Source organism: Janthinobacterium sp. BJB304, from assembly GCF_002735765.1.
Lineage (GTDB): Bacteria > Pseudomonadota > Gammaproteobacteria > Burkholderiales > Burkholderiaceae_D > Janthinobacterium.
In genome coordinates this window covers 1-21,957 of sequence record NZ_PDZN01000026.1, presented here as the reverse complement: position 1 = coordinate 21,957, position 21,957 = coordinate 1, and the positions used below count along the sequence as shown (strand labels likewise).

18 protein-coding genes are annotated in these 21,957 nt (G+C 62.6%); 3 read left to right on the top strand and 15 right to left on the bottom strand.

The window, feature by feature from the left end:
* Positions 1 to 14: 14 nt before the first annotated feature.
* The 6 genes from CSQ95_RS24630 to CSQ95_RS24605 all read right to left on the bottom strand — a co-directional run bounded on the left by CSQ95_RS24630 (position 15) and on the right by CSQ95_RS24605 (position 8,071).
* Positions 15 to 4,565, bottom strand: coding sequence for a tape measure protein (locus tag CSQ95_RS24630; RefSeq protein WP_099411395.1), 4,551 nt, complete (start codon positions 4,563 to 4,565; stop codon positions 15 to 17).
* Between the two features lie 116 nt (positions 4,566 to 4,681).
* A complete protein-coding gene (locus CSQ95_RS24625) occupies positions 4,682 to 5,017 on the bottom strand; it encodes a hypothetical protein (protein WP_099411394.1) in 336 nt (111 codons plus the stop codon).
* A gap of 8 nt (positions 5,018 to 5,025) precedes the next feature.
* Complete coding sequence (locus tag CSQ95_RS24620) at positions 5,026 to 5,478, bottom strand: hypothetical protein (RefSeq protein WP_143450064.1); 453 nt, start codon at positions 5,476 to 5,478, stop codon at positions 5,026 to 5,028.
* A gap of 76 nt (positions 5,479 to 5,554) precedes the next feature.
* Positions 5,555 to 6,760, bottom strand: coding sequence for a phage tail tube protein (locus CSQ95_RS24615; protein ID WP_099411392.1), 1,206 nt, complete (start codon positions 6,758 to 6,760; stop codon positions 5,555 to 5,557).
* 329 nt (positions 6,761 to 7,089) lie between these two features.
* The gene (locus CSQ95_RS24610) at positions 7,090 to 7,632 is read right to left on the bottom strand and encodes a zinc finger-like domain-containing protein (protein ID WP_099411391.1); all 543 of its coding nucleotides are present in this window, start codon (positions 7,630 to 7,632) and stop codon (positions 7,090 to 7,092) included.
* Between the two features lie 25 nt (positions 7,633 to 7,657).
* Positions 7,658 to 8,071, bottom strand: coding sequence for a FeoC-like transcriptional regulator (locus tag CSQ95_RS24605; protein ID WP_099411390.1), 414 nt, complete (start codon positions 8,069 to 8,071; stop codon positions 7,658 to 7,660).
* Positions 8,072 to 8,220: 149 nt separating this feature from the next.
* Between CSQ95_RS24605 and CSQ95_RS24600 the strand changes: the two genes are divergently transcribed.
* A complete protein-coding gene (locus CSQ95_RS24600; protein ID WP_070220944.1) occupies positions 8,221 to 8,934 on the top strand; it encodes a S24 family peptidase in 714 nt (237 codons plus the stop codon).
* Between the two features lie 35 nt (positions 8,935 to 8,969).
* On the opposite strand, the gene CSQ95_RS24595 is transcribed toward CSQ95_RS24600, so the two are convergent.
* The 7 genes from CSQ95_RS24595 to prpB all read right to left on the bottom strand — a co-directional run bounded on the left by CSQ95_RS24595 (position 8,970) and on the right by prpB (position 19,904).
* Positions 8,970 to 10,865, bottom strand: coding sequence for a propionate--CoA ligase (locus tag CSQ95_RS24595; RefSeq protein ID WP_099411389.1), 1,896 nt, complete (start codon positions 10,863 to 10,865; stop codon positions 8,970 to 8,972).
* A gap of 60 nt (positions 10,866 to 10,925) precedes the next feature.
* Positions 10,926 to 12,152 carry a hypothetical protein gene (locus tag CSQ95_RS24590; RefSeq protein WP_099411388.1) on the bottom strand — a complete coding sequence of 409 codons (1,227 nt, stop codon included), beginning with the start codon at positions 12,150 to 12,152 and terminating at the stop codon, positions 10,926 to 10,928.
* Between the two features lie 12 nt (positions 12,153 to 12,164).
* Positions 12,165 to 13,700 carry an MBOAT family protein gene (locus CSQ95_RS24585; protein ID WP_099411387.1) on the bottom strand — a complete coding sequence of 512 codons (1,536 nt, stop codon included), beginning with the start codon at positions 13,698 to 13,700 and terminating at the stop codon, positions 12,165 to 12,167.
* 144 nt (positions 13,701 to 13,844) lie between these two features.
* Positions 13,845 to 15,044, bottom strand: coding sequence for a 2-methylaconitate cis-trans isomerase PrpF (prpF, locus tag CSQ95_RS24580; protein WP_099411386.1), 1,200 nt, complete (start codon positions 15,042 to 15,044; stop codon positions 13,845 to 13,847).
* 120 nt (positions 15,045 to 15,164) lie between these two features.
* Positions 15,165 to 17,759: a Fe/S-dependent 2-methylisocitrate dehydratase AcnD gene (gene acnD / locus CSQ95_RS24575; protein ID WP_099411385.1), complete on the bottom strand. Its 2,595-nt coding sequence runs from the start codon at positions 17,757 to 17,759 to the stop codon at positions 15,165 to 15,167.
* Between the two features lie 23 nt (positions 17,760 to 17,782).
* Positions 17,783 to 18,937, bottom strand: coding sequence for a 2-methylcitrate synthase (gene prpC / locus CSQ95_RS24570; protein WP_099411384.1), 1,155 nt, complete (start codon positions 18,935 to 18,937; stop codon positions 17,783 to 17,785).
* Positions 18,938 to 19,016: 79 nt separating this feature from the next.
* Entirely contained in the window at positions 19,017 to 19,904 is an 888-nt protein-coding gene (gene prpB, locus CSQ95_RS24565; protein WP_034783951.1) for a methylisocitrate lyase, read from the bottom strand.
* Between the two features lie 50 nt (positions 19,905 to 19,954).
* Between prpB and CSQ95_RS29335 the strand changes: the two genes are divergently transcribed.
* Positions 19,955 to 20,227, top strand: coding sequence for a hypothetical protein (locus CSQ95_RS29335; protein ID WP_143450063.1), 273 nt, complete (start codon positions 19,955 to 19,957; stop codon positions 20,225 to 20,227).
* 28 nt (positions 20,228 to 20,255) lie between these two features.
* Here CSQ95_RS29335 and CSQ95_RS24560 read toward each other — a convergent pair whose 3' ends face one another.
* Both CSQ95_RS24560 and CSQ95_RS24555 read right to left on the bottom strand, forming a co-directional pair.
* A complete protein-coding gene (locus tag CSQ95_RS24560) occupies positions 20,256 to 20,504 on the bottom strand; it encodes a hypothetical protein (protein WP_034751890.1) in 249 nt (82 codons plus the stop codon).
* Positions 20,505 to 20,625: 121 nt separating this feature from the next.
* Positions 20,626 to 20,862, bottom strand: a complete 237-nt coding sequence (locus CSQ95_RS24555) for a hypothetical protein (RefSeq protein ID WP_070257673.1) — start codon at positions 20,860 to 20,862, stop codon at positions 20,626 to 20,628.
* 178 nt (positions 20,863 to 21,040) lie between these two features.
* Here CSQ95_RS24555 and CSQ95_RS24550 point away from each other — a divergent pair, with 178 nt between their 5' ends.
* The gene (locus CSQ95_RS24550) at positions 21,041 to 21,898 is read left to right on the top strand and encodes an MBL fold metallo-hydrolase (RefSeq protein ID WP_099411383.1); all 858 of its coding nucleotides are present in this window, start codon (positions 21,041 to 21,043) and stop codon (positions 21,896 to 21,898) included.
* Positions 21,899 to 21,957: the final 59 nt, after the last annotated feature.

The window sequence follows — 21,957 nt, the reverse complement described above, 5'->3', positions numbered from 1 at the left end:
ATTCAAGGTTTCGTTCATACTATGCTCGCTTTCGATTGACTGGCCCAAACCGAGGCGCGGGCCGCTTCCGACGCGCCGGCCGACACCTTGTCGGCGGCGCGTTCATTGGCGTCGTAATTGCTGCTGATGATGGCGCCCGTCTGCTGGTCCTGATCGGCGCGCAGCTGACGCACTTCCTCGCGCAAGCCCTTGATCTCTGCCACCAGCGCTTCGTTGACGCCATCGCCGGCACTGAAATAGCGCTGCATCGCTTGCGCCGCCGGCGCGTCGACCACCACCTCGTCAACGGCGGCAAGCGGCATGCCGAAAGCGGATGCGAACTGCATCCCGCCTGTAATATCGACGTTGCCACCTGCCCGCAATGCAGCGCCCAGCGCATCGACCGCTTCCTGGATGCCCACCGCCGTCTTGTTTAGATTGATCAACTGCCCCACCTGCGTGTCGAGGGCCGTCAACTGCTTCTGCGCATCGCTCATCTGCGTGCCGGCAATCGCCGCCAGCGCCGCCAGGTCGGCCTGCACCCGCGCCGCATCGGCCGCATAGGCGTCGCTCGACGATTTGACTACCTGATTCGCCGTCAGGTACGCCGTGGCCGCCGCCGTCAGCGCCGATTGCGCCGCCGCATCGCCCGTCTTCGCCTTGGCCAGCGTTTCCTCATATTGGCGCTGCGCCTCAGCCATTTTCTGCATCGGCGTCAGGGTCGACAAGCTGCCCAGGAGCAGGGAATCCTTGAAAGAGCGGATGCCATCGCCGAAGGTTTTCAGGCGGTCGATGGTGGATTTGAGGGCGGAGGATTCCGTCTCGTAGGCGCTGGCGATGTCTTGCCGCGCCTGCAGCTGGTCATATAGCGCCCGGTTGGAAGCATCGACCGAAGTACGCTCGCGGGCACGCAATTGCGCCGACGTCATCGTCATCTGGTCAAGTTTTTCCTGGATGCTCTTACGCTCGTCGGCGATACCCTGCTCCGATTTGGTCAGGTCTTCCGTCGCCGCATGCGTCTTCGCAAACGCATCGGCCAGCGCCATCAGGCCCGCATACTGCTCGGCGCCCGTCTTGGTGGCCAAGGCGCCGGAATTGGCCAGTTGCAATACCGTGTCCTTGAATTGCGCGCGCGTGGTCACGCTGGCATAGCCCAGGGCTGCCATCTGTTCCGTCACGTGTTTTTGCACGGGCGCCAGGCGCTCGGCTTCGGTCAGGTAGTTTTCGGCAAAGAACGCAGTCCGATTGCCCAGTGCTTCAACGCCGCCGGCGGCCTTGACCAATTGCTCGCGCGCCGCCAGGGATGCCACGCCGACGGCGCCAAATGCCTGCTGCGAAGTGCTGCCCAAGGTAGCCAGCACGGCGTCAACAGTGGCGTAACTACCCGCCAGGCGCTGCAGCGCAGCGCTCGCCGACTCGCCTTTCAATTTGAGCTGCGACAAGGAAGGAACCAATTCCATGGCCATGGCATCGCCGACGCCGGTAAAGAAGTCGGCAATGGCTTTCTGATTGGCCGCATCGTCCTTGGTCATGACAATATTGAGCGACTGCGTGCGCGTGGCCAGGCCATCCGTATTCACGCCCAGTGTGTTGGCGAACGTGCCCGTCACCGCCTTCATCTGCGCGTACGTATCGCCTAACGATGCGGCCAGCTCGGCATCGACTTCAGAATGGTCGGTACCCTTTTTATTCTTGCGGAAAAGACCGCCTTTCTGGGTCCAGTTCGAATAACTCTCGCCCGTAAAGCCATCGACACCGAGACTGCCGGAAATACCTGCGCTGCTGACCTTTTTCTCGCCCATGCCGAACAGGCGGTTCGCGGCGCCTCCCAGCAAGCCGCCGACCAGGGCTCCCATCGCCGTGCCTACCAAAGGAAAGACCACAGTTCCTAGCCCTGCGCCAATGGCCGTACCGGCATTGACAACGCCGTTGCGACCATATTCACCCGAAATCATCTTGCCGCCGTACACGCCACCCATGACGCCGGCGGCAACGCTTGCCGCCGCGCCTACACCGGTGGCGAACGAACCATTGGCACTGACAAACGGAGAATAGGAGGTACCTTGCAGCATGTTGATTCCACGCTGCACCCCATCGGCCACCGAGTTACCGATGCCGGACAGCCCCGTCGACAGCGAATCGTAGATGCCCTTCGCCGAGCTCATGAACGCCTGAATACCCCCGCCGTTGGCCACGCTGCCCTGCGCCTGCGCCGCACCCGGATTCAGAAACGAGGCAAAGCCGGCCGCAATGGGAGACATGATCGGTTGCAGCACGAGGTTGTTGAACATGCTCTTCAACTTGTCCTTGAACATCGTCGCCAGGTTCTTGCCGCCTTCGAAGCCGTTCATGAAGGCGTCAGTCAGCGATTTTTCGATGTCCTTGGCGCTGGCGGCCCAGTCATCCGAGGCCTTCTTGGCCGCAGCGGCAGACGCTTCCTTGGCGGCCAGTTCTTCCGTCGCCGTCATGCTGCGCTGCTTGGCATCGATCAAGGCATTCAAATACTCGATCTGCGCCGCATTTTCCTTGCCCACCGCCAGCGCGGCGCGCTGTTCCTTCAACAACGCCATTTCATTTTGCGCGATAGCGGTCTTGCTCATGCCATACACCGCTACCAGCTTTTCGCCAGCCTCCGCTTCCTTGACGGCATCGGCAACGGCCTGCGTCCGCGTATCGGACAGCGCTTTCGCGTCCGCCTGCGCCTGCTCCGCCACTGCCTTGGCTTGCTTGTCCACCTCGATCTCATCGAGGCGAGTTTGTATCACTTTGCGTGCAACCTCGAATCCCGCCTGCTGTGCTGCGGTCACCTTTTTCGTCCGATCCGCCAGGAGTTCCTTCAACCGATAATCGAACTGTTGCGCCTCGTTCATCTCGGCATAGCCGGCAACTTCGCGCTTCAGGTCGCGGGCCTTGCCGCGCATGTCATCCATCATGGCTTCGAAAGGCGTTGGCGGAGCGGGAAGTGATGGCGCGCCTGTACCAGTTCCGCTCGTCGGTTTACCCGACGCGCCTTGCTGCTCAAGCTGCTTGAGCTTGCCCTGCAGCGCATCGAATTCGGCTTGCAGCCTTGCCATGTTGCTGTCCCGCGCCGCCTTGTCCAGGGACTGATATTTTCCCGTGCGATTGCGCACTGCATCCATCTCCGTCGATATCTCTGCCATGCGCTCGCCAGCCGGGGTATCCAATCCTTTTTCCGACACGCCCAGCTTTGCCAGCTCATTGCGCTTTGCCAGCTGGACCATCTGCTTGTCGAGTTCAGCAATGATATCCTTGGTACTTTTGCGCATTGGCTCTACGGCCTTCTCCGCATTGTCCTTCGATGAATTCCCCCACATGGCCCAGGCAGTTGCACCCAAGCCCAGCACCGTGACAATCAAGCCGATTGGGCCACCCAGGAATGCCAACGCACCGCGCAACACGCCAGCGGTGACGGACGCGGCACGCATTGCCGCCGTCTGCGCCACCAATGCGGCCGCATGGGCCTCGGTGGCAACTGCAGCGCGGGCCTGGGCCGGTATCAGGCCATTGGTGGTCAGCGCCAGCGCCACGTCGGCCTGGCTGGCGCGTATCGTCGCTTGTAATTCAGCTACCCGTGCAGCCGCCAGTGCCGAGGTGGCGGCGGTCGCCGTCACGTCGGCATTCGCCGCCGCCAGGGTGGATGCAAGCAAGGCCCGGTTGGCCGCGACCTTGCTGTAAGTAGCCACTACGACGCCGGCAGCCCAGGTGGCAAACTTCGCGGTGGTCAGCGTTTCCAGCACGCCAACGACCAGGGTCAGGTTATTCGACAAAAATTCGAGACCGCTCGTCATCAGGCGCACGGCGCCGCTCGACTCCGCCTGCCTCGCCGTGAATTCCATCACGTTATTGCTCAGAACGGTAAAGCTGCCGCCGATAGTTTCGAACTGCACGGCTTCCTTGCGCAACTCGCCCAGCGCATTCGGCAGCGCGATGGCCATCACCTCGGCGGTGATCAATCCTGCGCCGGCAAACCCGGCAAGCGCTTCTTTCGACACGCCCAGGCCGGCGGCCATTGCCGCCATGACCTCAGGGGCGGCCTGGCTGATGGCGTTAAATTGCTGGCTGCTCAGGGCACCATCGGCGAAGGCATCGGACAGCCCTTTGAAGACGGTAGCGGAATCGGCTGCCGATGCACCGCTGATCTTGACGCCCAGATTGAGGGCCTCGGTGATGCCGGCCACTTCGGCCTGGCTGATGCCCAATTTCTTGGTCGCATCGTTCATTTGGGTATACAGACCCGCCGTAGCGGCGAGATCCGTTTGTCCCGAGGCTGCAATACGCTTGACATTGTCGTACGCCTCGCCATATTCCTGTGTAGAGCTGGTCGACATGCGCAGTTGCGCTGTCAATTTCGTATATTCATCAGTTAATTTAACGATCTGGCCGATATTGTTGGAAATACCCAGGCTGGAGAGTATCTCCGTGTATTTTTTCGTGACATCTTCGAGTTTCAGAGTCGACTTGGCGGCCTTCTCGCTGGCCTCGCGCATGCGTTCCAGGTCATCTGCCGCGATGCGCACATTGAGCGTATCAATGCGTATCTGTAGTGTTGCAATATCAACGGTCATAATTTACCCATAAAAAAAGCCACCGAAGGGTGGCAATGCAAATCGAGGCCACCCTGGCGATGACAGTTGTGTTTTTGGCGTCACCTCTGCTATAGATAGGCCGGGTAAAGGCCAGCCTAATGAGAACTGTTTTGATGGACCATGTAGGCCGCGTCAAGCTGATCGACCAGCTCTTCTTCCCATACCGCCAGGCGTATGCGGTGTCGCAACTGCCAAGCCAGGATATCGAGGCTGCTCAAGGGATTGACCGCCATGCTGTTTTGCCGCTTGCGGCTCATCTGCACGAAAAACTGCCACACGTGCGCCAGTTCAAACGGCAGTTGCGCGCAAACGGGAGCCTGCGGCTCCCGGTAGAGTGGATGACGCTTCGCGGCATCCAGGTGCTCGCCTTTCGCATTGCCATCAGCCGCCTTCGCCGAACGCTCAAACTGTTCGTCGGCAAAGAGCAGCAAGGCGGCGGCTAGACCGTCAAAAAATTGCCGTCCGCCTCAAGCGCAGCCAGCACTTTTTCCTGCCAGGACGGCATTTTTTCAAAAATCGCCTTCAGCAAAGCCGGGGACGGTTGTACCGGCACGCCCTTGTCGACGAAACCAGGCATGCCCACCACCACCGCGATGGCGATCTTCATGCTGCGGTTTTCCGCCAAGTCATACAGTTCCGCAGCGCCTTCGTCGGTCTTCGCGTCGATCTGCTTGCTTTTTTGCACCGAGCGCTTGATCGCCACCACCGACGTTTCGCGGATCACGGCACGGTACTGGTCGGAATTTTTGCTGACGATTTCAAAGCCCGCCTTGTGCGCACCGTCTTCGTCGAACAGGACGGACACCAGGTGCACCTGGTCCACAGGCTTGTTACCGTCATTCAGCAGGGAGATATCAAAACCAGCCGAGGCGATCATTTGTGCGTTGTTCATGTGTATTTTCTTTCTTGATAAAGGTAAAAAGTAAAAAGGCCGCCCTCACGGCGGCCCCGGGTCAAGCGTCAGCCGCTTACAGCGCGCTGTCCTGGATGCTCAAGGTGGTCGCTTCATGCTGCGCATCGGCGCCCTTGTAGCGCAGGACGTCGAAGGCGCAGGTGACGATCTTGTTTTTCTCGCCGTCGTCGATCTTGGCCGAGGTGATCTTGATGCGGCCCATGGCCAATGCCAGCACGTCGGCGGTTGGCGCCGTGCCCGACGCCATGGCGTAGGCCAGCGGGATTTCCGTCTCGGACTTGAAGTAGTCGAGGTAGGTGGCGTCCTGCAGCAGCACCGTGAACTGGCCCGAGCCCATGACCTTGCCGCGTGAGGCGGCCGTGGCGTACTTCGAGCCGATCACCGGGTCGACCTTGACCTGGCCGTCGAGCGAGACAGACATGCCGGTGCAGATCTGCGACGGGATGCCGTTCACGGACAGCATCGCCGTGGCGCCCGAGAACTTGCCGGTGCCCGGCGCGGCCAGCGGCGTGGGGAAGTACGGCACGGCCGTGGTCGGGCCTTCCGCCTTGCCCATCAGGGTGAAGTCCAGGCTGGTGATGCCGTTCGGCTGGACGGCGATATCCATCTTGCTGACCAGCTGATCGACGAAGCTGCGGTGTACACCGATCTTCGGGTCCTGCACTTCGGCCGTGAACCAGTCGGTGGTGTGGCCGCTCAAAGGGGTGAAGCTGCGCTTGCCCACGGCCGCCACGCCGACCGGGTCGCCGGCCGCCTTGACGATCATGGCCGAACCGTCCATGAACTGGCCATTCAGGTTGGTCGCCGTCACCGACGTGACGAAGAAGTTCTTCGCGTTGTTGGCGGCGGCCGGCGCCGTCATGCCGGTGATGCGCACCACGCTGCCGGCGCGGAAGCCTTCTGCCAGCCAGGAACCGGCGCTGCGCGTCAGGCCGGAGGCGGCGGCAGCGATGGTGGTTTGCGCGGCAGCAACGCCGCCGGCCGTGAAGTCGCGGCGCAGCAGCGCCGCCATCAGCGGCGCGTAGGTACCGCACGCCGCTTCGGCCTTGATGGCGCCCGTGGTGCGGAAATTGCCCAGGCGGGTATCGCCCTGCTGCTGGCTGGCGTCGATCTCGGCGCTCGCATATTTGTCCGCTTCCGTGTCGAAGGTGGCCGTGACGCGGGGATAAATCTGGCCGCCGCCGGCGGCGGCCTTGCTGCCTTCGGCGCTTTGTTTGCTGATAACGATCAAGCTGTCGATGCCGTTTGCTGTCGATGCCATAAGTAATACCTTTCGTGGGATGAAAACCGCCGGGGCGGTCTTGTGGGAGAAACTGAAAAATGGGAGATGAAACGAAAAAGCCCGCGCGCGGTGAGACGGCGGGCTGGCGTCCGGATGGCATGGGGCCATGCCGGATGGATGTTGGGCGAAGGGGCCATGAAGGCCGTTCGCTGCGCTGATTTCCCCTATCGGTGTCGCGCCGAAAGCGCGTCTATTACGAGTGGAGAAGCATGTGGTCCTGCGGTGTTGCCGGTGTTGCTGTTACTGCGTGATCGAGACTCTATTGTAGGGGCATTTTTTTCAGCGTCAGGCATATTGCAAAAAACTTTTCAGTGCCCCAGGCGGCGCATGGCGCGGGCCCCGTGCGACTGGAAGATGCCTTCCAGCTCGCTGACCATATCCTTGATGCGTTCGAGCTCGAAGCCGCCGGAGCAGCTGATGGCCGCTTCGCCGGCGCCGTGGCACGCTTTGCAGACGACGGGCGCGCCAGCCTGCATGGCGGCGACGACGCCCGTGCCGTGGCAAACCTTGCATTTGCTGTCGAGCCAATGCGCGAGCGACGCTTCGGCCACGCGGCGGTACAAGGTATTGGCGGCCTGCGCATCCCAGGCCGTCTGCGCCTTGACCCAGCGCCGCGCGCGGCCCTTCTGCGTCACGGCCGCCGTCCAGGCGCGCAGCAGCTGCGCCAGGTTGCCGGCATTGCCCTCGAACAAGCGGCTGACGGTGCCGTCCACGTATTTGACGCGGCACAGCAAGGCGCCCATGTCGCCGGCCAGCGCCGCGGCCGCGATCACGTCCAGGTCGTGGTGGACGGCATCGTCGCGCAGGTTCTGCGACGACAGCGATGCGATGAATTTTTCTGCAAACCCCATGATTTTCTCCTCGTTGATTCTTGTCTTAGTTTTCCCGCGCCGGCCCGAACAGGGCCGCCACCAGCGGATCGCGGCGCGCCGCACCGCGTGGCCAGCTGGCCACGCGGCGCACCTGCGGCGGCAGTTCGGCCCAGCCGTCGACCTCGTCGTCCTGCTCGCCCAGCGCGTACAGGGCGGGCCGCTGGCGTCCCGGCTCCGTGCAATGGCGCTGCGCCAGGTGGATCTGCCCCATGCCGCACATGTGGCGCAAATAGCGGCTCATGGTGCCCGCGTCGAGTCCCAGCAAGGCGGACAACTGCGCCGCGCTGGCCTGGCCCTGCTCGCGGATGTACTGCGCGATGCGGGCGATATGCAGCTGCGACTTCTTGCTGCGTCCCTGTAACTGGCGCCCCTGCCGCGGCACCGCCCTGCTTTCAACCGACTGACTGCTGTTCAACATCTGCCTGACCTCCCGTGGTGTCGCCAACCGGCAAACGCTGTAGTGCGTTTGCGACAGGCAACGAGTGGACTTTATCAATCGCTAATGTTAAAGTCAAGCATTTGGTAATTTATCAAACGGTAAATTTCAGGTTTAATGTGGAGATGAATATGTATCAATACAGACGCGACCGCCTGCTGGCCCTGATCCGCGAGCACTACGACAATACGCGCAAGAAAATTTCCGACGTCAGCGGCTGGAGCGAGGCGCGCATCTCGCAAATCCTCTCGCCCACCTACCGCGAGGGACGCGCGTTCAGCGAAAAGATCGCGCGCAAGCTGGAAGCGGATCTGCAGCTGGACAGCATGTACTTCGACCAGGGCGCGGCGCCCGACCAGGCGGCCATGGCCGCGCGCGCGCTGGCCGGCGTGCAGCCCGTGGTCGTGGAAGATGGCGAAGATGAACGCTTCTACCCGATCCGCAAGGTGAAGCTGCGCCTGTCGGCCGGCATCACGGGCTTTGCCATCGAACCGGAAACGCACGACGGCAGCACCATCAGCGTGCCGCGCAGCTGGGTCGAGCGCAATGGCTACCACCCTGAAAAACTGGTGGCGATCAAGGTCAAGGGCGAGAGCATGGAGCCGGCCCTGTACGAGGACGATGTGGTGATCATCAATACGGCCGACAACCGGCCGGCCGACGGCATCGTGTTTGCCATCAATTACGAAGGCGAACCGGTGGTCAAGCGCATGGCGCGCGACATCGGCGAATGGTGGCTGACGTCGGACAACCCCGACCAGCGCAAATACCACCGCAAGCTGTGCCGCGGCAATGAATGCCTGATCGTCGGCAGGGTCGTGCGCAAGGAAAGCGACCGGATCTGAGAACGAAGTTTATCAATTGATAAACTTCGTTCCCATCATGGCGCTGACGCCAATGCTGCCTGGATCTGCTGCAGCGATGCCGGATCGTCCATCGACGTCAGGTCCCCCGGACTGCGTCCTTCGCAGATGGCCTGGATCGAACGGCGCAGCAGCTTGCCCGAGCGCGTCTTCGGCAACTGCGCCACGAACAGCACGCGCGCGGGCCGCGCCACGGCGCCCAGCTGGCGGTCGACCACGGCCATCACTTCGCGTTCCAGCGCCGTTTTCGCCTCGACGCTGTCGAAACCCCGCGGGTCCTTGAGGATCACGAAAGCCATCGCCACCTGGCCTTTGAGCTTGTCTTCCACGCCCACCACCGCCACTTCCGACACGTTCGGATGGCTGGTGATGCTTTCCTCGATTTCGCGCGTGCCCAGGCGGTGGCCAGCCACGTTGATCACGTCGTCCGTACGGCCCAGAATAAAATAATAGCCGTCCGCGTCGCGCACGCCCCAGTCGAAGGTGGAATACACTTGCCGTCCGCTGAAGGTGGACCAGTAGGTGTCGACGAAACGTTCGTCGTCGCCGTACACCGTCTGCATGCAGCCGGGCGGCAGCGGACCTTCCAGCACCAGCACGCCCTTCTCGTTCGCGCCGCACTCCTCGCCCGTCGCCTCGTTGAGCAGCTTGACGCGGTAGCCGTACATGGCCTGGCCGGGGCTGCCCAGGCGCGTCGGCGTGTCGGCCACGCCTTTCGCCACCGAGAGAATGGGCCAGCCCGTCTCCGTCTGCCAGTAGTTGTCGATGATGTCCACTTTCAGTTCGTCGGCGATCCACTGCGACGTGGTTTCATCGAGCGGCTCGCCCGCCAGATACAGCGCCTTCAAGGACGACAAGTCGTATTTGCGCATCAGTTCCACCGGGTGCTTGCGCAGCACGCGGATGGCCGTCGGCGCCGAGAACATGCGCGTGACCTTGTATTTCTCGACGATGCTCCACCAGATGCCCGCATCGGGACAGATGGGCAAGCCCTCGTACAGGATGGTGGCCATGCCGGCGATCAGCGGGCCGTAGACGATGTAGGAGTGTCCCACCACCCAGCCGATATCCGAGGTGGCAAAGAAGGTTTCGCCGGGCTTGCCGCAAAAGTTGTACTGCATCGACGACGCCAGCGCCACCGCATAGCCGCCCACGTCGCGCTGCACGCCCTTCGGTTTGCCCGTCGTGCCCGAGGTGTACAGCACGTACGACGGCTCGTTCGATTCGAGCCAGGCGACGGGCACCCGCGCGTCCAGGTGCCGTTCGCGCAGGGCCGCGTAATCGACGTCGCGGCCCGGCGTCCGTTCCATCGGCACCAGATGGCGGTCGACCAGCAGCACATGCTGCGGCTTGTGCGCGGCGATGCGGATGGCTTCGTCGAGCAGAGGCTTGTAGGCAATCGCCTTGCCGTTGCGCGAACCGGCATCGGCGGAAAATACCAGCTTGGGCTGCGCATCGTCGATGCGGCTGGCCAGGCTGTTGGCGGCAAAGCCGCCGAACACCACGGAATGCACGGCGCCGATGCGGGCGCACGCGAGCATGGCAAACGCCGCCTCGGCGATCATCGGCATGTAGATCAATACGCGGTCGCCCTTGACCACGCCCAGCGACTGCAACATGGCGGCGCAGCGCTCCACTTCGCGCTGCAGCTCGCGAAAGCTGTAGCTGCGCTCCGTGTTCGTTTCGGTGGAAATGGCGATCAGCGCGGCGGCATCGCCCTGGCTGTCCACCCAGCGGTCGACGGCGTTGTGGCACAAATTCGTGGTGCCGCCGACGAACCATTTGGCGAACGGCGGGCGCGAATAATCGAGGACCTGCGAAAACGGGGTATGCCAGTCGATCTTGTCGGCTTCCTCGCGCCAGAAAACGTCAGGCGTGTCGATCGAGCGTTGATAAAATGCTGCGAAATTCATGTCTCCTCCGGTAGGCGTGCAATCTGTGTTTTTTTGTTCGTGCATGTTCTGCTTATCTGTTCATCTGCTTCCTCCAGTGTGGCTATGCTGTGTGGCGAGCAGCTGCCTTGAAAACAATGCCGGCTGCGCCGCCGCGCAACTGTTGCGTTCCTGCGCGATCCGCGCGCGGTTTTCCTCGAGGCTGGCATCATCGAGCGGCATGCCAAACTGCCCATCGCCAGACGCAACATCCTGCGGCGACATCACGCGCTGCAATACGATATCGCCCAGCGCCTTCTTGAAATGTCCGGCCTCCCAATACCAGCGCGTGGCAGTGCCGCGCTCATTGGCGGCGGGTATCGGCTCGCAGTTGTATGCGCCATAGCCGCTGAAATCCGTGAGGGAAATATGCGCATCCGGGTAGCGCGCCTTGACCGCGCCAATTTCCCGCACCAGCTGTGCTTTCCATACGTCGAACAGGGGCCACAACCCCGCAGCCTCGAACATGGCCAGCATTTGCGCGTGATACGGATAGATCACCAGCTTGATATCGGCCTCGGTGGCCGCCATCGCCAGCAAAAAGGTGCGCAGCAATTGAAAGTCTTCGGTGGCAAGGCTCCGCGTCGATTTGCGGCGCAAGTTGGCGGCACTTTCCTGCGCCCGCTGCGTGAACATCTTGTGGTAGCCATCCCGGCGCGCATGGGCGCCGTACTCCAGCAAGGGATTGAAGCCATCGGCCGACAAGGTGGCCGCCTCATCGTCGTGCTGAATGCGCAGCGTGTGCACGGCATCCTTGACGGAGGCCAGCGAAAAGAGCGCATCGAAGCGCCAGAACGCGCGGCCATGCGCCGGCGCGGGGGCCGCTGGCGCCTGACGTGCGGACGGTGCGACGGCGGGATTGAGAAAATCGATGAATTCCATGCCCACGATGACCGTGCGTGGCCGGACGCCGGCCTGGCGCAGTTGCGCAAACTGGCTGGCGGATGTCGCCAGGCCCGTGCCCGGAATCGCCAGATTGTAGCCGGCGCCCAGCGCCGACAAGGCGCTGGCGCGCGGATCGAAGCCGATCTCCGCGCGCGAATTGCCAAGGATGATGAAGCGCGGCTGCCTGCGCAGCGCATGTTCCTGCTTGATCTGGTTCTGGTAGCGGCTCAGGCCCGGCTTGACGGCATTGAAATTATCGCGCCGGACGACGCCATACAGGCCATAAGGGTCGACAACGAAAACGAAGGCGCCCGCCAGCACGGCGCCCCCCGCCAGCACCAGCGCCAGTACGGCCAGATAGGATTTAAAAGGGGATGCCGTCATGATGCGCCCTCTCTAGAATTGAAAATACAGGAATTCAGCGGGCCGGTTCAGGGCCAGCATGCTCGCCAGCGCGAGCACGGCGATGGCGGCCGCCCACGCAGGCGAGGCGCGCCAGGTGAGCCAGGCACGCAGGTGTCGCCCACCGGCAGGAAAATCCAGCGCCGGATCAAAGTGACGCATGATCTGCTGCGTATTCGGCATGGAAAAAGTAATCAGCGCTGCCACCGCTATCCACGTCCAGCTTTCAATGAACACCGTGCCGCCGCCCAGGTAATAGCCCATGCCCATGGCGGCCAGCACAGGCTGAAGCGGCAGCAAATGGGGCACCAGCGCATCGGGCAAATCCAGGCCAAAGCCGCCCGCCATACCTTGGATGATTGTCAGGGCGGTTGCCATGTCGGGTGCGCGAAAGAAGACCCAGGCGACGCAGACGGCAATGAAAGTGAGGGCCGTCGCCAGGATGTTGCCAACGCGCGTATCGGACGGCAGGTGCAGCTTGCGCGTCACCGTGCTCCAGGCCTTGTGGATCGCCAGGTAAGCGCCATGCAGCGCGCCCCAGACGATGAAATTCCAGCCGGCGCCATGCCACAGGCCGCCCAGCACCATGGTGATCATCAGGTTCAGGTAGCGCCGCACGGGCCCGCAGCGGTTGCCGCCCAGCGGGATATACAGGTAGTCGCGCAGGAAGCGCGACAGGGTCATGTGCCAGCGGCGCCAGAATTGCGCGATATTGCGCGCCTTGTAGGGCGAAGCAAAATTCAGCGGCAGCCGTACGCCAAATAATCTCGACAAGCCGATGGCCATGTCGGAATAGCCGGAGAAATCGAAGTACAGCTGGAAGGCATACGCGAGCACGCCAGCCCAGGCGATCAGCAAGGATCGCGCGGCGGGATCACTGAACAAGGGCGCCGAATAGGCGCCGATATTGTCGGCAATCAGCACCTTCTTGGCCAGGCCGATGAAAAAAATCGTGCTGCCGATGGCGATATTGCTGGCCGACAGGCGGAAGGTACGCCGGTCGGCGAATTGCGGCATCATTTCCTTGTGATGCAAGACAGGACCGGCAATCAGATGCGGGAAATACGTGACGAACAGCAGATAGTGGACGAAGCGGCTTTCCTGCGCCTTGCCCTTGCAGGTGTCGACCAGGAAGGCGATCTGCGTAAACGTGAAAAACGAGATGCCGATCGGCAGAATCACGTGCAAAGCGGGAATTGGCTGCGCCAGCAATTGCGCCAGGCTGGCAACGAAAAATCCCGCGTATTTATAGTAGGCAAGCAAGCCGAGGTTGGCGGCAATGGCGGCAGCCAGTATCCATTTCTTGCGCGGCCGGGGGCTGGCCGCCAGCCAGGCCGCGGAGCCATAGTTAAAGACGACGGAGCCCAGCAACAGCGGCAGGTAGCGGTAATCCCAGTACGCGTAGAAGAACAGCGACGACGACGCCAGCCAGGCGGCGGCCCATAATTCGCTGCGCCGTCCCAGGATGAAAAAACCGGCCACCGTGATGGGCAGATACGCGAACAGGAAGACGTAAGAGTTAAATAGCATCAGTTCACCCGTCGGGAAGTATGGGAGGTCGCCAGCGTCTGCGCTGCACGCATCGCGGCCGGCGCTCCCCCATTTTCCTTGCCGTTCAGTTTCTTTGCTAGCAGAAATATCAACTGATCTGCCTGCGCATCGGCCTACCTGGCCTTAAAACGCGTCGCCAGGGATGCGCACACGCCCTTCCATCAGCACGCGCGCGCTGCGGCTCATGATGGCCTTGGTGACGCGCCATTGGCCATCGACCTGCTGCGCTTGCGCGCCCACCGTCAGGGTGCCGGACGGGTGGCCAAAGCGCACCGAGTTGCGGGGTCCGCCGCCGGCCGCCAGGTTGACCAGGGTGCCGGGAATAGCCGCCGCCGTGCCGATGGCAACTGCCGCCGTGCCCATCATGGCGTGGTGCAGCTTGCCCATGGACAGAGCGCGCACGAGCAGGTCGATGTCGCCCGCCTCCACCTTTTTCCCGCTCGACGACACATAGCCGGCCGGTTTGGCGACAAAGGCCACCTTCGGCGTGTGCTGGCGCTTCGCCGCTTCATCGAGATGAGAAATCAAGCCCATGCGCAGCGCGCCATGCGCGCGGATGGTCTCGAAGCGGGCCAGCGCGGCCGGATCGCCATTGACGGCGTCCTGCAGTTCCGTGCCCGTGTAGCCGATGGCGTCCGCATCGACGAAAATCGTCGGGATGCCGGCGTTGATCATCGTGACTTTCAACACGCCGATGCCGGGCACGTCGAGGTCATCGACGAGGTTGCCAGTAGGAAACATGGCTGAGCTGCCACCATCGCCGCCCTCCTCGTCCGCGGCCGGATCGAGAAATTCCAGCTTCACTTCGGCGGCCGGGAAGGTCACGCCATCGAGTTCGAAGTCGCCCGTTTCCTGCACTTCGCCCTGCGTCATGGGGACGTGGGCGATGATGGACTTGCCGATATTGGCTTGCCAGATGCGCACCGTGGCGATGCCATCGGCAGGCACGCGGGCCGCGTCCACCAGGCCGCTGGCAATGGCGAACGAGCCGACGGCGGCCGACAGGTTGCCGCAATTGCCGCTCCAGTCCACGAAAGGCTTGTCGATCGAGACCTGGCCGAACAGGTAGTCGACGTCGTGCTCCGGCTGCGTACTTTTCGCCAGAATCACCGTCTTGCTGGTGCTCGACGTGGCGCCGCCCATGCCGTCGATCTGCTTGCCGTAGGGGTCGGGGCTGCCGATCACGCGCAGCAGCAGCGCATCGCGCGCCGCGCCCGGCACTTGCGCGCTGGCGGGCAAATCCTGCAGACGGAAGAACACGCCCTTGCTGGTGCCGCCGCGCATGTAGGTGGCGGGGATCTTGATTTGGGGTACGTGGGTCATGAGTTTTCCTGGAAGAGGTAGGTCGGATCAGCGTGGCTTCGCCACGCGTAATCCGACACATTGTTGGCGCGTTTTGGCAGATAAGGTCGGATTATGCGCAAGCGCTAATCCGACCTACCGTTACGCGGCTTTCGAAGATTCGAGGAAATCCTGGGCAAATCGCTGCAGCACGCCGCCCGCCTCGTAAATCGACACCTCTTCCGCCGTATCGAGGCGGCAGGTGACGGGCACGTCGACCGTCTCGCCGTTCTTGCGGTGGATGACGAGGGTCAAGGTGGAGCGCGGCGTGCGCTCGCCCACGACGTCGTAGGTTTCGCTGCCGTCCAGGCCCAGGGTCTTGCGGTTCACGCCAGGCAAAAACTCCAGCGGCAAGACGCCCATGCCCACCAGGTTGGTGCGGTGGATGCGTTCAAAACCTTCGGCCACGATGGCTTCCACGCCGGCCAGGCGCACGCCCTTGGCGGCCCAGTCGCGCGACGAACCCTGGCCATAGTCGGCGCCGGCGATGATGATCAGGGGCTGCTTGCGCTCCATGTACACCTCGATGGCTTCCCACATGCGCGAGATTTTGCCTTCCGGCTCGATGCGCGTGAGCGAACCGGCCTTCACCTTGCCGTCCTCGATGACCATCTCGTTTTTCAGGGTCGGGTTGGCGAACGTGGCGCGCTGCGCCGTCAAATGGTCGCCCCGGTGCGTGGCGTAGGAATTGAAGTCTTCTTCGGGCAAACCCATCTTCGCCAGGTATTCGCCGGCCGCGCTGTCGAGCATGATGGCGTTCGATGGCGACAAGTGGTCGGTGGTGATGTTGTCGCCCAGGACGGCCAGCGGACGCATGCCTTTCAAGGGCCGCGCGCCTGCCAGCGCGCCTTCCCAGTACGGCGGACGGCGGATGTACGTCGTCTGCGGACGCCAGTCGTACAGCGGGCTGACCTTGATGCCGTCGTCCGCCTGCTTGGCGAACATCGGAATGTACACCTTGCGGAACTGCTCCGGCTTGACGCTGGACGCGACGATAGCGTCGATTTCCTCGTCCGACGGCCAGATATCCTTGAGCAGGATAGGCTTGCCGTCAGCGTCATGGCCCAGCACATCCTTCTCGATATCGAAGCGGATGGTGCCGGCGATAGCGTAGGCCACCACCAGCGGCGGCGAGGCGAGGAAAGCCTGTTTCGCGTACGGGTGGATGCGGCCGTCGAAGTTGCGGTTGCCCGACAGGACGGCCGTGGCGTACAGGTCGCGCGACACCACTTCGTCCTGGATGACGGGGTCGAGCGCGCCCGACATGCCGTTGCACGAGGTGCAGGCGAAAGCCACCACGCCGAAGCCCAATGCTTCGAGTTCCGGCATCAGGCCCGCTTCCTGCAGGTACAGTTCCACGGTTTTCGATCCTGGCGCCAGCGACGATTTGACCCATGGTTTACGGGTCAGACCCAGGCGGTTCGCATTGCGCGCGATCAGGCCGGCCGCGATCATGTTGCGCGGGTTGTTCGTATTCGTGCAGCTGGTGATGGCGGCGATGATGACGGCGCCGTCCGGCATCTTGCCCGGCTCGTTTTCCACCACGCCGGAAATCCCGCGCGCGGCCAGTTCCGACGTCGGCACGCGGTTGTGCGGGTTCGACGGCCCGGCGATATTGCGCACGACGGACGACAGGTCGAAGCTCAAGACGCGCTCGTACTGGGCGTCCACCAGGCTGTCGGCCCACAGGCCCGTTTCCTTGGCGTACAGCTCCACCAGTTTGACCAGTTCGTCGTCGCGGCCCGTCAGTTTCAGATACTTGATGGTTTGCGCATCGATGTAGAACATGGCGGCCGTGGCGCCGAATTCCGGCGCCATGTTGGAAATCGTGGCGCGGTCGCCCAGGGTCAGGTGCGACGCGCCTTCGCCGAAGAATTCCAGGTAGGACGAGACGACCTTCTGCTTGCGCAAAAATTCCGTCAGCGCCAGCACCGTATCGGTCGCCGTGATGCCCGGCTGCGGCTTGCCCGTCAGCTTGACGCCGATGATATCGGGCAGTCGCATCCACGAGGCGCGGCCCAGCATCACGCTTTCCGCTTCCAGGCCACCCACGCCGATGGCGATCACGCCCAGCGCATCGACCATCGGCGTATGCGAATCCGTGCCCACCAGGGTGTCGGGATAGGCCACGCCATTTTGCACCTGGATCACGGGCGACATGCGCTCGAGGTTGATCTGGTGCAGGATGCCGTTACCGGGCGGGATCACGTCAACGTTTTTAAAGGCCTTCTTGGTCCAGTCGATGAAGTCGAAACGGTCTTCATTGCGGCGGTCTTCGATGGCGCGGTTCTTGGCGAAGGCGTCGGGGTCGAAACCGCCGCATTCGACGGCCAGCGAATGGTCGACCACCAGCTGCGTGGGAACCACCGGATTGACCAGGGCCGGGTCGCCGCCCTGGGCCGCGATGGCGTCGCGCAGGCCGGCCAGGTCGACCAGGGCCGTCTGGCCCAGGATGTCATGGCAGACGACACGCGCGGGAAACCAGGGGAAATCGAGGTCACGGCGGCGTTCGATGAACTGGCTCAGCGAGGCATTCAGGGTGGCCGGGTCGCAGCGGCGCACGAGGTTTTCGGCCAGCACGCGCGAGGTGTAGGGCAAGGTGGCATAGGCGCCTGGGGCGATCGCATCGACGGCGGCGCGCGTGTCGAAGTAGTCCAGCCCTGTTCCCGGCAAGGGTTTGCGGTACAGGGTATTCATGGGGGTACTCATTGCGGTGCTCATTATTTGCGGTCCTTGATCGGCACGAATTCCAGGTCTTCCGGGCCCACGTAATTGGCGCTCGGGCGGATGATCTTGTTGTCGATGCGCTGCTCGATGATGTGGGCGGCCCAGCCCGAGGTGCGCGAAATGACGAACAGCGGCGTAAACATCGCCGTCGGCACGCCCATCATGTGGTACGACACGGCCGAGAACCAGTCCAGGTTCGGGAACATGTTCTTGATTTCCCACATGACCGATTCCAGGCGCTCGGCGATGTCGAACATCTTGGTCGATCCCGCTTCCAGCGACAGATTGCGCGCCACTTCCTTGATGACCACGTTGCGCGGGTCCGAAATCGTGTAGACGGGGTGGCCGAAGCCGATCACCACTTCCTTGTTGGCCACGCGCTCGCGGATGTCCGCTTCCGCTTCGTCGGCATTGTCGTAGCGCTTCTGGATGTCCAGCGCCACTTCATTCGCGCCGCCGTGTTTCGGGCCGCGCAGTGCGCCGATGGCGCCCGTGATGGCCGAGTGGATATCCGAACCCGTGCCGGCGATGACGCGGCTGGTGAAGGTCGAGGCGTTGAATTCGTGTTCCGCGTACAGAATCAGCGAGGTATGCATGGCTTTTTCCCACGACGCCGACGGCTTTTCGCCGTGCAGCAGGTGCAGGAAGTGGCCGCCGATCGAGTCGTCGTCCGTTTCCACCTCGATGCGCTTGCCGTTATGGCTGTAGTGATACCAGTACAGCAGCATGGAGCCGAACGATGCCATCAGGCGGTCGGCGATGTCGCGCGCGCCCGGCGCGTTATGGTCGTCCTTTTCCGGCAAGGTGCAGCCGAGCACGGACACGCCCGTGCGCATCACGTCCATCGGGTGGGCGGCGGCCGGCAGCGCTTCCAGCGCCGCTTTCACTGCCGACGGCAAGCCGCGCAAGGACTTCAGCTTGGCCTTGTAGCCTTTCAGTTCCGCCAAGGTTGGCAGCTTGCCGTGCACCAGCAGGTAGGCGATTTCCTCGAATTCGCAGCTGTCGGCCACGTCCAGGATGTCGTAGCCGCGGTAGTGCAAATCGTTGCCGGTCTTGCCGACAGAGCACAGCGCAGTGTTGCCGGCGGTGACGCCGGACAGGGCGACGGATTTTTTAGGCTTGAAAGTGGCGACTTGCGGTGCGGTCATTGTGTTCTCCAGATTGAATAGTCTCGGTTGCGTCACTGCGGGACCGGCATGCGGTCCCTGCTTCTTTACTTATTTCTGCTTATTTCTTTTGCGCGGCGAACAGCGCGTCGAGCTTTTGTTCAAAATCATGATAGTTGATCGATTCATACAGCTCCATGCGCGTCTGCATGGTGTCGACGACGTTCTTTTGCGTGCCGTCGCGGCGCAGCGCCTGGTAGACGTTTTCCGCCGCCTTGTTCATGGCGCGGAAGGCCGACAGCGGGTACAGGGCCAGGCCCACGTGGGCGCTGCGCAGTTCGTCCAGCGTGAACAGCGGCGTGGAACCGAATTCCGTGATGTTGGCCAGGATCGGCACGTTGACGGCCTTGGCAAACGTGGCGTACATGTCCAGGTCCGTGATGGCTTCCGGGAAGATCATGTCGGCGCCCGCTTCGACGCAGGCGACGGCGCGCTCCAGTGCCGCTTCCAGGCCATCGACGGCCAGCGCATCGGTGCGCGCCATGATGACGAAATTCGGGTCCGTGCGCGCATCGACGGCCGCCTTGATGCGGTCGACCATCTCTTCCTTGCTGACGATTTCCTTGCCCGGACGGTGGCCGCAGCGCTTGGCGCCCACCTGGTCTTCGATGTGCAGGCCGGCCGCGCCGAACTTGATCATCGATTTCACCGTGCGCGCCACGTTGAAGGCGGAGGAACCGAAGCCCGTGTCCGCGTCGACCAGCAGCGGCAGGTCGCATACGTCGGTGATGCGGCGGATGTCGGTCAGCACGTCGTCCAGGCTGGAAATGCCCAGGTCTGGCAAGCCCAGCGAGCCGGCCGCGACGCCGCCGCCGGACAGGTAGATGGCCTTATAGCCGGCGCGCTTGGCCAGCAAGGCGTGGTTGGCGTTGATGGCGCCGACGACTTGCAACGGGGATTCTTCCTGGACGGCCTTGCGGAATGCGGCACCTGCGGAGTATTGAGTCATGTGTTCACCTTATGGGTTTCGGATGGTCCCGAATGTTTCACGGAGTGGCTATGAGCATCAGTACAGCAAATGCCGTGCCAGGGCTAGCCTGCCAGGCGGAAAAGCCACTGCCGCAGAGTGTAAACGCAGGGAAGATGCCGATCAGGCGTCGCGTCGGGGCTGTCACGCCGCGGAACAGCGATGTCACGTTTGACGTCAAAAATGTTTCACTATTGTTTCATGTAACGCATCTTGCAACATTAGATGAAACATGCAACAGGCATGAGGAGAGCACGATGAAAAGGACGCGCAATAAAAACAGCCGGCGGGTGCCGGCTGAGTGAGCTATACAACTAAGACTAACAGGGAAAACTAGGCCAGCCGCACCAGCGGGTTGGCGATGATGTTGTCGATCTGGCGCACGGCTTCTTCGCAGGCGGCGGCAATGGCGCCCTCCTCGTCGTCGCGCACGAATTGCATGGTCGAGCCTTCGAACACCTCCAGGCCTTCCGCCGTGGCGCGTTCGATGTCGCAACTGGCCGACCATTTGCCATCGGTGGTGGGCACGGCCAGGGGAACGATTTCCCAGCCTTTATAGTGAATTTTAGAACTGCTATTCATGGGGTGCCTCCTTTGACTGACTCAATACTGGAAATCGTAGCACGAAGCGCTGCCGGCAGCGACGTGTTTCACGCGCCGGCCGTAGTCAGGCGCGTTTTCGGGCTAAACGATTTACGCTGGCTCAAGGGCGCAGCAGATTATCCACTTCCGTCCTGGCCACTTCCAGGCCCGCCGTGCAAGCGGTCTCGGGCGCCGCGTAGCCGCCCAGGGTGCGGCTGCGCGTGATCGCCTGCGCTTCGGGTTCGCCCTCGCGCTGCAGGCGGTAGGTAAAATCCCATAAATCGTCGTTATCCTTTTGCGGGGTCACGGAAATCGTAAAACCGCGGTACTGTTCGCTGCGTGCAGTGATATCGTTCATGAATTCCTCCTTGGAAGAATGAGGTTACCATGCTGCAAGCGCGAGCGTGCGCACGGCTGCGACGGAGGCATGCATGCCCGCTTATCTGTTTTCCGCATGTCAAATGTCAATTTGCAGCATTTTTTTGGCGAACTCTGGCGATATAATGCCATTCCCTTGCCCGTCCCTTGCCGCCGTGATGACTCCACAAATCCAAGCCTTCTTCGACCCGACCACCGCCACCGTCACCTACGTTGTCTACGAAGCGGATGGACGGGACTGCGCCATCATCGATTCTGTGCTCGACTACGACCCGAAGGCGGGCCGCACCTCGACCGCCTCGGCCGACAAGGTAATCGCCTTCGTGCGCGAACACGGCTTGCAGTGCCGCTGGCTGCTGGAAACCCACGCGCACGCCGATCATCTTTCCGCCGCGCCCTACCTGCAGCAGCAGCTGGGCGGCGACGTGGCCATCGGCGCCGCCATCCAGACGGTGCAGCAGGCCTTCGCGGCCGTCTACCACCAGGACGGCGCCAAAGCCGACGGCTCGCAGTTCGACCAGCTGTTCGCGCCAGACCAGGTGTTTCATATCGGCAAACTGGAAGTACGCGCCCTGCACGTGCCCGGCCACACGCCGGCCGACCTGGCGTACCAGATCGGCGACGCCGTTTTCGTGGGCGACACCCTGTTCATGCCGGACGTAGGCTCGGCCCGCTGCGACTTCCCCGGCGGTTCCGCTACCCTGCTGTACCGCTCCGTGCAGCGGCTGCTTTCGTTGCCGCCGCAGACGCGGCTGTTCATGTGCCACGATTACCCGCCCAACGGCCGCGCGCCGCGCTGGGAAGTGACGGTGGCGGAACAGCGCACCAGCAACATCCACTTGCGCGACGGCATCACGGAAGAACAATTCGTGGCCATGCGCACGGGCCGCGACGCCACCCTCGACATGCCGACCCTGATCCTGCCCGCCATCCAGGTCAACATCAACGCGGGCAAGCTGCCCGAGCCGGAAGACAACGGCGTGCGCTACCTGAAGATTCCGCTCAACGCGCTGTAATTTCGCGGGGCCACGCTCCGCCCCCTCCATCCCGCCTCATCGCACCTCCCCCTGGCGCC

Coding starts and splice junctions, on each gene's coding strand:
- CSQ95_RS24585 (WP_099411387.1), bottom strand. CDS start 13,700: ATGCTATTTAACTCTTACGTCTTCCTGTTCGCGTATCTGCCCATCACG.
- CSQ95_RS24550 (WP_099411383.1), top strand. CDS start 21,041: ATGACTCCACAAATCCAAGCCTTCTTCGACCCGACCACCGCCACCGTC.
- CSQ95_RS29335 (WP_143450063.1), top strand. CDS start 19,955: ATGAGCATCAGTACAGCAAATGCCGTGCCAGGGCTAGCCTGCCAGGCG.
- CSQ95_RS24610 (WP_099411391.1), bottom strand. CDS start 7,632: ATGGGGTTTGCAGAAAAATTCATCGCATCGCTGTCGTCGCAGAACCTG.
- CSQ95_RS24615 (WP_099411392.1), bottom strand. CDS start 6,760: ATGGCATCGACAGCAAACGGCATCGACAGCTTGATCGTTATCAGCAAA.
- CSQ95_RS24600 (WP_070220944.1), top strand. CDS start 8,221: ATGTATCAATACAGACGCGACCGCCTGCTGGCCCTGATCCGCGAGCAC.
- prpC (WP_099411384.1), bottom strand. CDS start 18,937: ATGACCGCACCGCAAGTCGCCACTTTCAAGCCTAAAAAATCCGTCGCC.
- CSQ95_RS24630 (WP_099411395.1), bottom strand. CDS start 4,565: ATGACCGTTGATATTGCAACACTACAGATACGCATTGATACGCTCAAT.
- CSQ95_RS24555 (WP_070257673.1), bottom strand. CDS start 20,862: ATGAACGATATCACTGCACGCAGCGAACAGTACCGCGGTTTTACGATT.
- prpF (WP_099411386.1), bottom strand. CDS start 15,044: ATGACCCACGTACCCCAAATCAAGATCCCCGCCACCTACATGCGCGGC.
- prpB (WP_034783951.1), bottom strand. CDS start 19,904: ATGACTCAATACTCCGCAGGTGCCGCATTCCGCAAGGCCGTCCAGGAA.
- CSQ95_RS24560 (WP_034751890.1), bottom strand. CDS start 20,504: ATGAATAGCAGTTCTAAAATTCACTATAAAGGCTGGGAAATCGTTCCC.
- CSQ95_RS24620 (WP_143450064.1), bottom strand. CDS start 5,478: ATGAACAACGCACAAATGATCGCCTCGGCTGGTTTTGATATCTCCCTG.
- CSQ95_RS24590 (WP_099411388.1), bottom strand. CDS start 12,152: ATGACGGCATCCCCTTTTAAATCCTATCTGGCCGTACTGGCGCTGGTG.
- CSQ95_RS24595 (WP_099411389.1), bottom strand. CDS start 10,865: ATGAATTTCGCAGCATTTTATCAACGCTCGATCGACACGCCTGACGTT.
- acnD (WP_099411385.1), bottom strand. CDS start 17,759: ATGAATACCCTGTACCGCAAACCCTTGCCGGGAACAGGGCTGGACTAC.
- CSQ95_RS24605 (WP_099411390.1), bottom strand. CDS start 8,071: ATGTTGAACAGCAGTCAGTCGGTTGAAAGCAGGGCGGTGCCGCGGCAG.